Consider the following 14,290-nt stretch of genomic DNA (forward strand, 5'->3'; position numbering starts at 1 on the left):
TAATGCTTGTGCATAAGATAATTTTTCTGCATGCTTATAATCGCCACTGCCATTATAACTACGTCCATTAGCTCATTAAATTATAGTCATAAAGTTACTCATTGCTTTTATTTTCCATTCGCGTCTTTTTATACTCGTCATATATTATTATAGTGTCATCATAGACAGTCAGTCTTGCTGAGTAATCTTTGTTGTTTTTGTATTTTATCTTCATTGTGGATAATTTGCTTTCAATATCTGAACAGTTTTCTTTGATTTCATTTTCGACAATATTGTAAGTTGTTTTTTCCAGGCGTGGATCAAAATCACTTATCCAATCCTCACAAGCATCTGCATATTCAAAAAAATCCTGAAGATCTTGTGGCATTTTTTCTATAATAACTTTATCCACCGCAAATAATAAACTGGAGTGTAAGGTAAATAATATCATTAAAATATTTTTGAATAAATACTTGTTATTCATGACGTCATCCTAGATGGTGTTTTTAATCCATTGTATTTGTGATAGATTCATATCAGTTTTACAGTATAGTGACGAAATTGAAGATCGATAGCCAGGAAGCGCTCCGTTACTTTGTGAGGCGTACTTACATTGTTTTTCGCGATAAAGAATAAAGGAACGATGCAGTTCTGGGAATGTTATTCTTGCAATGTGAATATAAGGTTCATAATCAATGGTGCCATCTTCATTATGCCCTCTTTCTCCTTCAGTATCATATTGAATCAGTCTTTTTTCTGCGCTAATTTCCTCATGTCTTAACGCCAAAACGCTCTGCTGATATTTGTCCATAAGACACCAGTAAACTTTATCTTGTTGTATTAACTGGTCGTATGAGCAATCCGATACTTTTATGTTATGTGCATTAGTAATATTACACAATAATAATAATGAAAATAAATATTTATTTGCTTTCATTTGCACTCCTTAAGTGTGTTATCTATTTTTTGTTCTCATCAGCGACAATGAGACCATAAACATATTCAAATTTATCCGCATAATTTAAATCACCAGGTTTACTGGCTGTTGCTCGCTTTGGGTCTCCATTGTATTGTATTTGAATATTTTGAGGAGTAAACAATTTCCATCCGGGTATATACTGTTCCAGATGCGCTTGCTTATATTTAAGTTTATCTCCGGGATGAATAGCTTTAATACCGTTCAGTGTAGTAAGTACTCCCTGTGTTGTACCTATTTTCTTTGCTATGGAACTATAGCCAAGATCGCCCCTAACGACTTCATAGGTGAATTCTTTTTCATTGTCATATACAGTTTTATCTTTTTCTGTTTCTGACATCTTTATCATTAAAAGAGCAATGCCTGCGCGAATATTGTATTCAGGGTTTGTTTTTATCATATCACCTTTGTTTTTTAAATATTTGTCCCAGTTTCTTGGGACTATTATGTTGTATTTTCTAGGTCGAGCAGGAACTGTCACCTCGAGGATTCCATCATCCTTATTATTTCCTATCTGCATAGTTTTTGTTTTCCATGCAGCAGAAGTCGCACCTGTTTCAGTCCATATCATCGCCTTAATCAATTTCCAGTCCAGTGGTTTGTACTGTTCGATGTTTTTCGACATGGATAAATGCTGGTTAATCTCAGATACAAGTTTCCTGATTGTATTATCATAAATATACCAGTCAGGATTGCCAATTGCTTTTTCTCGCCCGGACTTCCACTCCTCAAGGGGGCTGAGTTTTTTGGGCGGTTGTCCAGAGACTTTCCCTGTTGTCCGGGTATTTACCTGGGGTCTTTGCCTCGGATTTTCTGTTGTTGGGATACCTTTGTGTGCCGCTGCTGTGCGCTTTACCATGTGAATCCTTCCATGCATTTGTAAAAGTTTTACTAAAAAACCCTCTCATCCCATAAACTGTATGCACTGGTCCCGGCAATGCAGTGCTCCCAGTTGATTGATTCATATATAAAAGAAATACTTTCCTGAGGTTGTGCTTCGCTGTCAATGATTACATGCGCAATCGAGAAATTAATATCACTAATTCGGGCATTTTTTAATTCCAGCTTGTAATATTTTTCATTAATACCAAATCTATTTGTCCGGTAAAAATCAAAAACGCAGGTCAATATTTCATTATCGTTAATTGCTTTCCCCAGCAAAGGAGATGATTTATCAACTGGTTTTTTTATCGTAACTGAATGATGATTGACATTTTGATCCCGACTTAACCCATGTGTCAGTTCATATACCATAATATGATCAAGATGCTGTAACTGTGCTTTATTACCGATAGAGTCAAGTGAACAGCAACCTGCTGAAATCAATCCTTGCTTTTCACCGTTCAGTGTTAAATAAATTAAATTGGCCATGTTAATCTCCTTGATTTAACTATTATTTTCCTGATTTTGCATCAGTTGCCGACACCGGCACTACATTGTATTTCAGCAGCAACCAGCGGCTTAATACGCCATTCAGCTGTTCATAAATTTGTTTTTCCAGCGCTTCCGTATACCGTCCCTGCGCCCTGGCGTCCTGGTATTGTGTCAGAAGAGATTCCAGCGGCGTTTCCTGATTCAGCAGTCGTTCCGCCTGCCAGGTGACGGTTTTGATATAGGAGAGGGTAAAGCCCTGCTTCTCTGTCTCCCGCTGCATCATCAGGTCGGCAAAGTCGTGCAAATTCTGACGTGCCAGCTGCCAGCCACGCATTTGTGGGCTGCTTTGTGCACGGGTTTTCAGGATTTCATTCCACTGCGCGGTTGCCTGCTGCTGTTGTAGACTCTCCGGCCAGCGACTGTCTGCGGTTCGCGCCATTTGCATACCTGTTTCCAGCAGTTGCAGCGGCGAGGCGTCAGGAAGCTGTTGCAGCCGTTGTCCGTAACTGTCCAGTTCAGGTGAAGCCAGCCAGACCGTTGCTGCACCCTGCGCCGTATCCCTGACCTGTGCCAGTTGTTGTTGCATTGGGTACATTTGCCACCACCAAAGTGCGGCAGCAACAGCCGTCGTAAAGGCAACACCCGCCATAAAGCCTTTACAGATTAGGCCTGGTGCGGCACCGGTTACTGATGCTGTATCTTCCGCGACGCGGTGGTGGACTTTCAACTTCATTTCCGACAGGTTGGGCAGGGGCGGGAGGGGCTCCTCCGTGGCGGGCTGCGTGCTCTCCGGGGCATAGATCAACGTTCTGACGGTGGCCGGTGCCGGAGCGCCCTTACTGCTTTTCGGCTGTGGCTCAAGTCGTTTACGCGTGTTCTGAACAAAATAAAGCAGGTTTTCTACATGCGGCTGGCGTTTCAGTTCCACTTGCTGGAGTTTGTCGCAGATAAGCTGTAACGCGCGCTCGGTCCGGTACAGCAACGGCAGGTCAGTGCCTGAAAAGGACAGTTGCTGGCGTAGGATATTACCGGTCCGGGTATTGAGCCAGTCAAGCATCCCGGTACGGGCTGGTTCATCCTGCGGCCAGAATTTATCCCAGTCGTGACTTATCATTGCCGCCAGCAGCTCCACCCCTTCGCAAAATCCGGTCAGCCCGTGTGTGCGGGTGCGTGCCAGGGTGTAATAGGTGGCCGTGTGCAGATCCACGCCGCTGGCTTTAAAAATCGCCAGCGCCAGTGATTCCACCAGTTTCCAGTTAAGCTCCGGCTGCGACGGGTGAGAGGATTTATTGATCTCTTCCCGCAGGGCGCTGAATTCCGGCAGGCCGCGTGGATCGCTGCCAGTAACAATAATTTGTGTGAGTATGTCCTGACTCATTTCCGCCTCCTCAGTACAGGGTATCCGGCAGCCGGAACTGGCTAAATAGCCCACCAGTAAACGGATTGTCTTCCGTGTCCGTATGCACCCGGTACACCATCGCGCCGCCGTCTACGTTAAAGCGCACGCTGAATGTGCCATCCTGTACGCCGGTGAGTTGCCCAGCGCCAAACAACCTGAACTGCGCCCACGGTCCGCTGAAACTGATGCTACGCGGCGCGTTGCCGCCGGTGCTAATCAGCGTCAGCTTGCTTTCATTACCCTCACGCATGTTATTCGGCCAGACCAGATGCGCCGTATAATTGCGTCCCTGGCTGTAGTCCACTAACTGACCGTCAAGGTTGAGTACGCTGCGCCGTTTATTGCCGGAAAGCGATACGGTTTCCACGGCAAACTGGGCACCCAGCCCATTTTGGCGGCTAAAAAACGCCTCGCGGATTTCCTGCGCAGTCTCCAGTTGCCTACGGACATCTTCGCGAATGATGACGCTGTTGTCCCCGTCTCCCAGGCTCAGGTCGTTCTCCATAAATAGCCGCAGGTTATGCTGATAAAAGGTGTCCAGCACGCCGTCCGGTTTAAAGAAGCGTTCAAAAGCATCCAGCGACGCATCCTGTGATGAACGCGGATTGAACGGATAGTTGTCGGCGAGTTGTTCATTAAAAGGTTTGACCACGTTGTCGCGCCAGTCTACTTCCATATAGTGAACCGCCTCTACCATCACCACGTGCCAGGCTTGATCGGCCAGCCTGCCCACCCAGCGGTTAAGCGGGGTAGGCAATGTTTTTGCCATCTGACGGGTGGCGAAGATGGGATCGCTGCTGTTTTGATCCAGCCGTAGCTGCACTGCCTTCAGAGCTGATTTTCCCTGTACTGGCGCGTTCTGGATCGCCAGCAGGTAGCGGTGCAGTTCTGTCAGTTGTTGATAGACTGCCTGCATAGTGTTTTCTTTGTCTTTCTGTACCGCCAGAGTGCTGTTCTCCGGGGCAAACTCATGCCCCAGGCGGGTCAGTAACTGATAATCCGGCTCTGCCATAGCTTCCTGAAGCGCGCTGTCATCCAGTTTTTCAGAAAGTACAGCGGGCTGCGTGTTGTCGCGCAGTGCCGTCAGCGCCCGCTGGAGCGGCTGATCGCCGCTGATAATTTGCTCCAGCGCCCCGGTCAGCTCCGAAATAGATTCATAATCACGCACGTTGAGGTTATCCATCCCGGCGCGCCAGGTTGCGATGTAGTCGCTGAGATACTGTTCGGTGAGCTGGCGCTGAATCTCTGCCCGGTCGGCCTCGCTATATTTCACGCTGTGAGTCAGGTTCAGCACCCAGGAATCCATCGCCGTCAGTTCGATCAGCGCATCGCGCTGTTTCACAAAATAACTTTGTAGTCCGTAATGGGTGAGGAACTGCGGAACAATAAGTTTATTCTCATCCCCCGAGGTAAACACCTGATCAAACGTGGCACCCACCTGGTCACGCAGGTTCAGATCGGCGGGCAGCACGCCGAGCGCACGCGTTTTCAGACTCTGGTAAACACGCTGGTAGACGGGCAGTTTGCTAAGTTCTTTCTGGGCCGCCGCCACCGGGCCTTCATACGGCGTCCAGCGGCTGATGGCATCGCCGTCGCCTGCCTGACGTTCCGCGTGCCAGTCAGTGTGTTGCAGGGCGTAGTCAAGATGAGACATAAGTTGCGTCTGGATATCACGCTGGCCGTGGAACTTATCGCTCCAGCGTTTTGCCATGTATTGTTTCACTACCCCGTTGTTGCGTCCGCTTTCATCCTCCAGCATTCTGATGACGCGCAGCACTGCGAGCTTTTCCTCGCTCTCCGGTGGCGCGGCATTCATCTCTTTTACCAGGCCATTAAAAAGAGCCGGGAGATAACGCTGCTCCAATAGCTGCAGGTAGGTCTGCTCCACATATGGACCGATACGTCTGCCCTGATAGAGTCCCATATCGGCCAGGCGGCTGCGATCATCCCAGTCGCCGTAGGCCAGCGTGGCATCACGCACCGGGTTGAGCAACGGTAGTTGCAGGTTGCCGTAATCGTCCATACCCTGTGGTGGTGGAACAGACATAAAGGCTTTTGCCTGTTCCAGTACAGTAATGCCGGATCGCCAGTTGTTATTGTAATAGTGATGCCAGCCCGTAATCAGCAGCAGCGCGGCGATGCCCCCGGTGACGGAAAATACTGATAACCGACGGCGTGACTGCAGCAGCCAGACACGGCTTTCGCCTGCGAGGTTAGGCTCTGCCAGTAAGGTCTGTGGAAACAGGTTGCGGGTAAAATAAGGGGCCGTGTCCACCAGAGGCCAGGCCGTCATCGGGCTGTTGCCCAGGCGGAACTGATGGGCGGCAGACTGCATAAAAATATCGTCTATCTGGCCGCGTTGCAGGGAAGATGTGAAGTACACGCCGCGCAGCATGACGTCCATATTTTCTCCGTCCAGCAGTCCGTTCAACAGGGTTAACAGCGGCTCGCGGCTCCCCTGTATTTGGCGTACAAAGCTAAACAGGGAACTGCGGGAGCCGGGGGTTAACATCCGCTCCGGCAGGGCGTTATTGAGCTGTTCGCCCCAGGTCTGCCAGAACGCATTCAGCTCGGCGCGCCAGGCGTCATTTTCATGGGCCTGACGGGTAAAAGTGACGCCAAGAATGGCATCGCGATCGTTTCTGTCCAGAGACTCAAACAGTGCGGCGAAACCGTGCAGTAAATCCAGTCGGGTCAGCACGACATACACAGGTAACTGGCAGTAAAGGTGCTGGCGTATATCCTGCAAACGTCCGCGCAGGATTTGCAACAGGTGCTCCCGGCGTCGTTTGTCTGCAGTCAGCAGATCGGGCAGATCCAGAGTCAGTATCAGGCCGTTCAGCGGCTGTCTGGCGCGTTTTTGGACCAGCCAGTCCAGCATAGTTGTCCACAGGCGGCGGTATAGCACATCCGCCTCCGGCTGCTCAAAGAGGATACCGTCTACATCAAAAATGACCGCCTGTTTTCCCACGCGGGGGATAACATACCGGCGCAGCTCCACTCCCCGCACGGCCTCTGGAGCGTAAATAATGTCGGACGGAAAACCTTCGCGCAGCAGCGACGTTTTGCCGCTTCCGGTTGGACCAATGACCATATACCACGGCAGTTGCCACAGGTAACGACGGTTGTCTAGATGGCGCTGTAGACGTAGCAGCCAGTGGTCTAGATAACGTTGCTGGGCTGTCACCTCTACGGTCAGCGGATCTTTTTCCTCTTCGCGCTGTTGTTTTTGCTGTTTTTCCAGCAGTTGCAGGCGCTTCATTACCCTAACGGTAAGCCATACCAGCCCCGCGAGCGCCCAGGCCGCCGTCGCTAACCAGCGGTTCGTCAGCGGTTTAAGCCACTGCTCGTCATATAACGACCAGGACGGACCTTTCCACCAGATCCATACCAGCAGCACAATCCACACTAGTGCCAGCAGCCAGGCTGCGGAAACTTTAACGCGAGGCATCGCCGGTCGGAGGGCGGATCGCAGACTGCTGAAGGGGCGGGGTGTTGGTAATCTGAACACTGTAACTCCTTGTTACTTTATAATTTTTTCTGCCGTGAATTTTTTTTGAGTTGGTCCAGCAGGGATGGCTCCCAGTCAGCCAGCGTCATACGCAGCCCTGCTTTAAACAACATCAAGTACTGCTGCTGCGCAAGTTGCTCCATTCCGGCTTCTTCCATTAGTTGCGCGCCAAGATATTGCCGGTGAAACCGATCGCGCGGCTCGCCTTCCGGCAGTTTTTCCATGTATCGCAGCGCGGCTTCTAGTCCCTTCTCGATGAAAATCTGGCGGACAGCCTCTGTATGTTCGTCGGTCCGCACCATCGGGGCTGCCTGACTGCCTGGAGAAGTCGCCAGCCACTGTTTTGTCTGCCCGCTCATAAACGGCGTGCGGTCATTAAACAGCAAGGTGGCAAGTTGCGGCAGGCGGTCAAGAAAACGAGCCACCTCCTCCCGAATGGCTTCTGCTGCGCTGGTGTAACCCAAGCGTTGCGCGGTTTGCGCCGAAAGGTAATGGCCATCAAGCCAGTACGGGGCCAGAAGCAGGCTTTTTTCCACCTGCTGCCAAAGCGCCAGATCGGCATTGTTCAGTCGGGTCTGATAATCAGCGGTCATATCAGCAGGCACTGCTGCCAGCGGTGTCCGCCCGTCGCTTTCTGCCTGCGGAACGGATGTAATGGCCTGCCATAATGCATGGCGGCGCAGGCGGTAACCCTGCGGCGAATCCGGCTGGCGCTCACAGAGAATGGCGGCGACTTTCAGCAGCGTGTCACGCCAGGCCTTGTCGTCATGGCTTTCAATATCAATGGTAGGGACAGCGGTGATGGCGGACGCCATCGCCGATGCTGGAGAGGTCGGAGAGGCAGTGAGCGGAGGTGAACCGGTGGATGGCGACGCAGGCTGCACAGGATCTGCCCTGTGAAATGCCCGTCGATACTGCGACGAGAGATCATCCACAGCCTGTGCCAGCACCGGGACATTATGCTCCTGCCAGTGTTGTGCCAGCTTTGCCAGTTCCGCCAACAGGCTGTCGCGCTGCGTGATGTCTGCATTTTCTGCGAAACTATCTATTCCCGCTTCAAGGCGTTTGATAACCTGAGCGGCAAAGCGCTGTTTATGTACGGGATTTTGCGGTGCGGCCAGCGTCCAGAAATGCTCCAGGTAAAGAGTCAGTAAACGCAGCGCCAGCAGTGGATCACCAGCGTGTTGCAGGGTGCGCAGCAGATGTGCCAGCAGGCGAAAATCTTTACTCTCCGAGGCCAGAAGCACCAGCCCCCGGCGTTGAATTTCCGGGATATCCAACTGACTGTGAGCCAGCGAACCGAGCTTAAGCATTTCGCCATCGATATATTCCCAATCAGGATTATCGTCTTTCAGCGCGGAGGCCAGTTTATCTAGCGGTAGATTCTCCAGCAGGTGCGAAATCCAGATATCCGGGTCACGTAAGTCCATAGTGTTACTCTCCCGCCCAGTGGCAGGCGTCGCGCAGCGGCGCGATGGTTTCCGCCAGCCCGTCAATGTTAAATGTCAGTTTCCCGGTAGCACCGTCCGTACTGGTCTCGATGGTCAGGGTCTTTGCACCGAAAAGCTGTTTGATTTCGTCAATGCCGGATAAACCTCGACTGGCTTCCAGCAGATAACCGTTCTCGCGGATAAACCAGTGTGTCTGAAAACGTCCGTTGTCGGTGGTCAGCGTCACGGCGATGTCGTCAGGTGTCATGGCATGGGTCAGTGCCACCTGCATTCGGGTGATGTTATCTTCACAACTGAACATCAGCACCGGGCGCGGCGGTACGTTGCCGATAGCGGGCGTGGTAATAGTCACCGTTGGCCGCTCTCCACTGCTCCGCGTCATCATCAGTGTGGTGGAGTTGTCCGGACGCTGTTTTTCCTGAGTGAAGGCCCGCTTCCAGGCACCTGCTTCATAACGGGCCTTTACCAGCGCGCCATCAAAGCCGGTTTGCTCCGGTGTCAGGATATGGTCATAGCAGTCAAGACGCTCCAGCGCAGCAGGCTCCCGGCGACAGGCCATCATGGTACTGAGCGTTGTCTGTGCGTTGGTTTCCGGCGCCACAATTCCCGGCAGTACAGCAACCGCTTGTTTCGCAGGTGTGTCTGCCTGTACTGCGTCGGGGAATAATCCCGGCAGCAGCATTATGATCAGGAGCGTCTGCATTCTATTCATAGAATGATTTCGTCCTCTGTTTCCGGTTCAGGCTGCATGTTATCTGCCAGACTTTCATCCGATGCATCTACAACGTCAGCGGTAAACGCACTGTCTGTCACGCCCAGTACGATGCGGGCTATCGCCGTATTCGCCGTCATTTTCTGCAACAGCAGCAGGGATAGCGGCGGTAGCATCTCGCCATCAATAACCGATTCCAGCATCCGCGCGCCGTTTTCAGCGCGGGTGACACGCTGCATGATTTCGTCAGTCACTTCCGGCTGAATCACCACCTCCGCGCTAAAGCGGGTGTGCAGCACGTTATCCAGTCGCGCCAGCTTCCCGGCGATAATGACTGAGAGTGTTTCACGTGACAGCGGCAGATAGGGCACCACTTCCATGCGTGCCAGCAGCGCGGGTTTGAAGAAGTCCGCCAGTACCGGATACAGCTCGTCGTGCATGGTTTCCGGGGTGTCGGCATGTTCGACAATCACTTGATAACCAAGGTTGGAGGTCAGGAAAAAGACGATGTTTTTACAGTCAATCAGACGGCCTTCGCCGTCGGCCATCTCGCCTTTATCAAAGGCCTGGTAAAACAGGTTAAGCACGTCCGGGTGAGCTTTTTCCACTTCATCCAGCAGCACAACGGAATACGGTTTTTGACGGATGGCTTCGGTCAGCACGCCGCCTTCGCCATAGCCGACATAGCCTGGAGGGGAACCAATCAGGCGCGAGACGGTATGCTTCTCCTGGAACTCCGACATATTGATGGTGGTAAGGTACTGGCGACCACCGTAGAGCAGCTCCGCCAGTTGCAGCACAGTTTCGGTTTTTCCTACACCGCTGGGACCGGCCAGCAGGAACGCGCCGAGCGGCCTCCCCGGACGGCGCAGATCGGCACGTGCGGTAAGAAGATGTTTATGCAAGTGTTTGATCGCCAGATCCTGCCCCTTAATGGTGTCGCCTAGCCACTGCGGCAGATCAGTGATGACTGACATTTCGTTCTGCGACAGGCGGTTAAGCGGCACGCCTGTCCATTCGGCAATGACGGCGGCGATTTGCTTTTTATCGACATGTGGGGAAACCAGTAGCTGCGTATCATGCAGAGTCTTCAGTTCAGCGGTTAACTGCGCCAGACGCTTTGCCGGGGGGATTTCATGTTCCATCTGTCTGGCTAGCGGCTCATCCACAGCCACGGATTCATCGCTTGAGGGCTCATTCACCGGGACAGCAATATCGTCGGCAGCCACTGCTTTCGGCGCGGCGATGTCCTCTTCGCCAATCGCTTTCGAGTCGTCCAGCAATCCCCTACGCAGCGCGATAATTTCCTGTACCACCGCCTGCTGCTGATGCCATGCCGCTTCCAGTTCATCCAGTTCGGTGAGCGTTTCGTCATACCGTACAATTACTTCGGTCAGCCGTGAGGTGTCAGACCGCAGACCGATGCGGATCTCGCGCTCAAGCTGGCGCATCTCCGTTTCACACTGGTGGCGCAGGGTGGTCAGCGCGGAAATCTGCTTCGGCGGAGAGGAAAGGTTAATCGCTACCCGCGCGCAGGCGGTATCCAGCACATCGATGGCTTTATCCGGCAACTGACGACCAGAGAGGTAACGCTCGCTCAACGTTGCCGCCGCCTGTAACGCTTCATCGTCAATCAGCACGCCGTGGGATTGCTCATACACCGCCGACAGGCCGCGTAGAATAATGGTGGCTTCGGCAGCATTGGGTTCGCTTACTTTTACCAGTTGGAAACGACGCGACAGGCCGGCGTCTTTCTCGAAGTATTTTTTATATTCGCTCCAGGTGGTGGCGGCGATGGTTTTCAGCTCGCCGCGCGCCAGCGCAGGCTTTAATAGGTTAGAGATATCCAGCCCGCCTTGCTGGTTGCCGGCACCTATCAGCGTGTGGGCCTCGTCGATAAATAGAATAATGGGTTTCGGTGACTGAATGACCTCCGCCATCAACCCCTTAAATCGCTTCTCAAACTCGCCTTTAACCGATGCTCCAGCCTGAAGCGCGCCAAGATCCAGGATCATAATATCGGTATCGTGTAGCTTGTCCGGTATCTGACCGGCGACAATGCGTAGCGCCAGCCCTTCGATCAGCGCGCTTTTGCCGACGCCTGCCTCACCGACCACCACCGGGTTGTTTTTACGGCGGCGGCAGAGAATGTCTATCATCAGGTCGATTTCATTATCGCGGCACAATACCGGATCGAGTTTGCCGTTGCGGGCATCAGCGGTCATGTTTCTGGCGTAGCGGGTAAGCAAGCTGTCGCCAGTATCGGCTGCGGCGCTGATGACATGTCCGTCGGCATTCAGCACAACCGACTCGGCGGAGTCCTTCGTCCATCCGGCAAAATCCTGCTGTAGTTGGTCGCGGTTAATGGCGGTGAGCAGCCGGGCGGCGGCAGGCAGCACGTAGCGCAGCGGCGAATGGAGCAGGGCGAGCAGCAGGACACCACCTCGCAACTCTGTCTGCTGCATTTCAGCAGACGCCAGCAGCCAGGCCTCTTTCAGCCATTCAACCAGCATGGGGGAAAACGACGGATAGCTATCCACTGAACGGGTTGTGGCGTAATTTTCTACTGTCAGCGCCTGGCGTAAATCATCGGTGCTGATCCCGGCGCGTTCAGTAATTACCCGTAAATCGCTGCGCAGGATAGCCAGCATCTGGATCAGTACGTGGCTGACAGTGATTTCCGCTGCCTGCTGGCTCATACACTCCGAGGCTGCGGCTTCCAGGGCCTGTTTCGCAAAGGGGTTAAGCCGTTTTACCAGTGTGGCCAAATCAATCTGAATCATAGGTGTCCTTACCTGGCGAGCAGCCGGTTTAACTGGTGAAGAATGTCCTGGGTCTGGCCGTCCAGGCGTAACAGATAGAACAGATAAAACAGCGCCAGCACGACGATGCCGCCGGACAGAACATGTCGGATGGTCAGTCGTTTAATGAGCTGGTAGCGTTCGCCTTGGGTTTTTTTATCCTGGTGCAGCAGCGGAAAGGGCGCATCGCCTCGCAGTTTATGAAGGACGTGATACAGGCGGCGGTATATCTGCTCAAACTCCCCCTGATCCTGAGGCGCGACTTTATAACGCCCACGAAAGCCCAGCGAAAAGCAGATATACAAAAACTCAAGTAGATCCTGGTAGCGTTTTGGCTCGCGCATCAGGCGCTCCAGCAGAATAAAGACCTTTTCACCGCCCCAGGCTTCATTGTGAAAATGAACCAGTAACGACTGTTTGATCCATTCGTTCTTGTTGGACCAGCCATTACCCAGCGCCGCTTCATCAATAAAGGTACACAGGATGTAACGAAACGAGATAATCACGCCTGGCTCATAGCCCTGCTCCTGAAGTAGCTGCTCCACCGCCTGTACGTCTGTCACCACCTGTGTGAACAGGTGTTCAGGCATGGCATGGCTGTTCATTCCCGCAACACGCATCACCATCCCCAGCAGCGGCGTGGCGGCGTCAATCATTGGATTCAGGCTATTGCCGCGAAGTGTAAGCTGGTACTGGCGGTAGCCTTCGCTTTCGTATCCGGGTAAAGGAGGCAGTGACAGATTATCCATCGCGTTATCCTCTTATGGCCCACAGTTGCATATTCAGATCCGGGAAACTGCCGGAAACATGCAGAGCGACGGCTCCGGCAGCAACTATGTCTGCCCAAACGGTACCGCTTTTGTCCAGTTCGAAATAACTGAAACCGGCATGGTAAGGGAGCTGGCGGGGAGCCACCATCAGGGTGTGCAGCGGTATGCCGGGGATCTGTACGCTGACCATATTGCGAATTTTTTCCGGTGAGGAAATTTTTGACTGCTGAATAAACTGGCGCTGGAGCTGAAGCGTCTCCATTTTTGCTGCTACCGCCAGCACGAAAGTGGCTGACTGCAACAGTGTTGAGTCATGTACATCAGCTTGCCAGATGCCATCACGCAGATGCAGCGGCAGGTTAACCGCCCTGGGCGACAGGACGGTATGCAGCGCGCGCTTCACTTCCGGCAACAGTGTTTTGAATGTGTCCGTCAGATTACTATGATCATAGACATCCAGTGGACATGGCAAGCGGGACGGCTCAGTAAATGTCATGAGTTCGCCCAGCAGCCCGGCAAGATCGAGATAAAGCTCTTCCGGATGAAGCTGTGGTCTGCGGGTGCGGTGGGTAAACCGGGTCTGGTTACGGTTGAGCAGTTGCAGCATCATAAATTCCGCCACATCGGCAATACCGCTTTGCGCTGGAGAGCCAATGCGGTTAGCCAGGTCATTTGCCCGGCCACCGACCGCTTCCTGGACTTCGCGGAGATATTCACGCAGCCGTGCGCTGACATGGATGTTCTGACAGGAGGGGATAAAACTGTCATCCAGCATCAGAGAGCCGTCTGCACGCCTGTCTTTGATACGACACAGCGGCAGCGTGACATACGCACTCATATCGTCTGCCCCGCTCATAATGCGGGGTGTTAACTGACCCAGCGTCAGTGCCCGCGCATCACCATTCTCTGAATGTAGATCCCGTACATTGGCATCGTTCAGCCGGTAACGTCCGATTTGTTGCCCGTAACTGACTTCGCCTCTCACATCGCTAGCGACGGGTAAGGCCAGATAGACATAACGGCTTTCTTCATTAGGAAAGCTGTCCGGTTGCAGCGGATCGGGTAACGCATCCTGATCCGGAAGGGAGAACACCGTGCCATCCGGCAGCGTGCCGGACGCGCTGTCGAGCATGATTTTACCCTGTGCCAGCAACTCGTTGTTGATGGACAACTCCGTAAATCCCCAGGATAAATCACTAACAGCCCGGAAACGAAGATTATTCACATAATCGTTATAACGTTGCTGCTGCTGGAGATGGTGTGGACGCATCAGTGTCCCTTCGCGCCATATCACCTTGTTTCGCGTGGTTGCCATCG

General features: G+C 52.6%; 11 protein-coding genes. All 11 read right to left on the reverse strand.

The window, feature by feature from the left end; translation table 11 throughout:
- Positions 1-94: 94 nt before the first annotated feature.
- From FND52_RS01690 to tssK, 11 genes are read right to left on the reverse strand one after another with little or no spacing between them, the layout of a single operon-like run.
- The gene (locus tag FND52_RS01690) at positions 95-463 is read right to left on the reverse strand and encodes a hypothetical protein (RefSeq protein WP_144129122.1); all 369 of its coding nucleotides are present in this window, start codon (positions 461-463) and stop codon (positions 95-97) included.
- Positions 464-472: 9 nt separating this feature from the next.
- A complete protein-coding gene (locus FND52_RS01695; protein ID WP_144129123.1) occupies positions 473-916 on the reverse strand; it encodes a hypothetical protein in 444 nt (147 codons plus the stop codon).
- Between the two features lie 22 nt (positions 917-938).
- Complete coding sequence (locus FND52_RS01700; RefSeq protein WP_144129124.1) at positions 939-1,814, reverse strand: LysM peptidoglycan-binding domain-containing protein; 876 nt, start codon at positions 1,812-1,814, stop codon at positions 939-941.
- Positions 1,815-1,846: 32 nt separating this feature from the next.
- Positions 1,847-2,326 carry an Hcp family type VI secretion system effector gene (locus tag FND52_RS01705; protein ID WP_144129125.1) on the reverse strand — a complete coding sequence of 160 codons (480 nt, stop codon included), beginning with the start codon at positions 2,324-2,326 and terminating at the stop codon, positions 1,847-1,849.
- A 22-nt stretch (positions 2,327-2,348) separates the two neighbouring features.
- Complete coding sequence (locus FND52_RS01710; protein ID WP_144129126.1) at positions 2,349-3,707, reverse strand: VasL domain-containing protein; 1,359 nt, start codon at positions 3,705-3,707, stop codon at positions 2,349-2,351.
- Between the two features lie 10 nt (positions 3,708-3,717).
- Positions 3,718-7,239 carry a type VI secretion system membrane subunit TssM gene (tssM, locus tag FND52_RS01715; protein ID WP_144129127.1) on the reverse strand — a complete coding sequence of 1,174 codons (3,522 nt, stop codon included), beginning with the start codon at positions 7,237-7,239 and terminating at the stop codon, positions 3,718-3,720.
- Positions 7,240-7,256: 17 nt separating this feature from the next.
- Positions 7,257-8,669: a type VI secretion system protein TssA gene (gene tssA / locus FND52_RS01720; RefSeq protein ID WP_144129128.1), complete on the reverse strand. Its 1,413-nt coding sequence runs from the start codon at positions 8,667-8,669 to the stop codon at positions 7,257-7,259.
- Between the two features lie 4 nt (positions 8,670-8,673).
- Complete coding sequence (gene vasI / locus FND52_RS01725; RefSeq protein ID WP_144129129.1) at positions 8,674-9,402, reverse strand: type VI secretion system-associated protein VasI; 729 nt, start codon at positions 9,400-9,402, stop codon at positions 8,674-8,676.
- Positions 9,399-12,185, reverse strand: coding sequence for a type VI secretion system ATPase TssH (gene tssH / locus FND52_RS01730; protein WP_144129130.1), 2,787 nt, complete (start codon positions 12,183-12,185; stop codon positions 9,399-9,401). The genes vasI and tssH overlap by 4 nt, the downstream gene beginning before the upstream one ends.
- A gap of 8 nt (positions 12,186-12,193) precedes the next feature.
- Complete coding sequence (gene icmH / locus FND52_RS01735) at positions 12,194-12,952, reverse strand: type IVB secretion system protein IcmH/DotU (RefSeq protein ID WP_144129131.1); 759 nt, start codon at positions 12,950-12,952, stop codon at positions 12,194-12,196.
- 4 nt (positions 12,953-12,956) lie between these two features.
- Positions 12,957-14,288, reverse strand: coding sequence for a type VI secretion system baseplate subunit TssK (tssK, locus tag FND52_RS01740; RefSeq protein WP_144129132.1), 1,332 nt, complete (start codon positions 14,286-14,288; stop codon positions 12,957-12,959).
- Positions 14,289-14,290: the final 2 nt, after the last annotated feature.

Origin of the sequence: Atlantibacter subterraneus, from assembly GCF_007570865.1 — a bacterium.
GTDB classification, from domain to species: Bacteria; Pseudomonadota; Gammaproteobacteria; order Enterobacterales; family Enterobacteriaceae; genus Atlantibacter; species Atlantibacter subterraneus.

What these genes read in the sequence shown, in the direction of transcription:
- FND52_RS01705 (WP_144129125.1), bottom strand. Translation starts at nt 2,326, where the DNA reads ATGGCCAATTTAATTTATTTAACACTGAACGGTGAAAAGCAAGGATTG.
- FND52_RS01710 (WP_144129126.1), bottom strand. Translation starts at nt 3,707, where the DNA reads ATGAGTCAGGACATACTCACACAAATTATTGTTACTGGCAGCGATCCA.
- tssK (WP_144129132.1), bottom strand. Translation starts at nt 14,288, where the DNA reads ATGGCAACCACGCGAAACAAGGTGATATGGCGCGAAGGGACACTGATG.
- FND52_RS01690 (WP_144129122.1), bottom strand. Translation starts at nt 463, where the DNA reads ATGAATAACAAGTATTTATTCAAAAATATTTTAATGATATTATTTACC.
- FND52_RS01700 (WP_144129124.1), bottom strand. Translation starts at nt 1,814, where the DNA reads ATGGTAAAGCGCACAGCAGCGGCACACAAAGGTATCCCAACAACAGAA.
- tssA (WP_144129128.1), bottom strand. Translation starts at nt 8,669, where the DNA reads ATGGACTTACGTGACCCGGATATCTGGATTTCGCACCTGCTGGAGAAT.
- icmH (WP_144129131.1), bottom strand. Translation starts at nt 12,952, where the DNA reads ATGGATAATCTGTCACTGCCTCCTTTACCCGGATACGAAAGCGAAGGC.
- tssH (WP_144129130.1), bottom strand. Translation starts at nt 12,185, where the DNA reads ATGATTCAGATTGATTTGGCCACACTGGTAAAACGGCTTAACCCCTTT.
- vasI (WP_144129129.1), bottom strand. Translation starts at nt 9,402, where the DNA reads ATGAATAGAATGCAGACGCTCCTGATCATAATGCTGCTGCCGGGATTA.
- FND52_RS01695 (WP_144129123.1), bottom strand. Translation starts at nt 916, where the DNA reads ATGAAAGCAAATAAATATTTATTTTCATTATTATTATTGTGTAATATT.